Source organism: Pseudomonas tremae (assembly GCF_001401155.1).
GTDB classification, from domain to species: Bacteria; Pseudomonadota; Gammaproteobacteria; order Pseudomonadales; family Pseudomonadaceae; genus Aquipseudomonas; species Aquipseudomonas tremae.
In genome coordinates this window covers 1-381 of sequence record NZ_LJRO01000418.1, presented here as the reverse complement: position 1 = coordinate 381, position 381 = coordinate 1, and the positions used below count along the sequence as shown (strand labels likewise).

The window sequence follows — 381 nt, the reverse complement described above, 5'->3', positions numbered from 1 at the left end:
TAGAGGAAGCGCCGGTGATTCTCGACACGTACGGTAACACCAGCTCGGCAGGCTCGGTCATTGCGTTTCATTCCTATCAGGATGACTTGGCCGAGGGCGCGCTCGCCGTGCTCAGCTCGTTCGGTGCCGGTTACTCGATTGGCAGCGTGATTCTGCGCAAGCGCTGATAGCGCTTTATGGGCAGCGTCTGCATATCAGACGCTGCCTGTCATATCCCGTTATGTAACCTGCACCCCGGCGGATCTTTATTGTGTTGGCTTTTTACGAAGCCATCACGGGTATCGATCATGTTTACCGCCTACACCACGTCTGGAACGCCAACCTCGCCTGGTTCCCTGCCTTCCTCACGACAACTCGACTCTGCGCCATTCGACGTTGAGC

General features: G+C 56.7%; 1 protein-coding gene. It reads left to right on the top strand.

The genetic code is table 11. The features are described from left to right. On the top strand, positions 1 to 167 hold a 167-nt coding region (locus ALO43_RS29490; protein ID WP_328586983.1), incomplete at its 5' end, for a 3-oxoacyl-[acyl-carrier-protein] synthase III C-terminal domain-containing protein. Positions 168 to 381 lie beyond the last annotated feature (214 nt).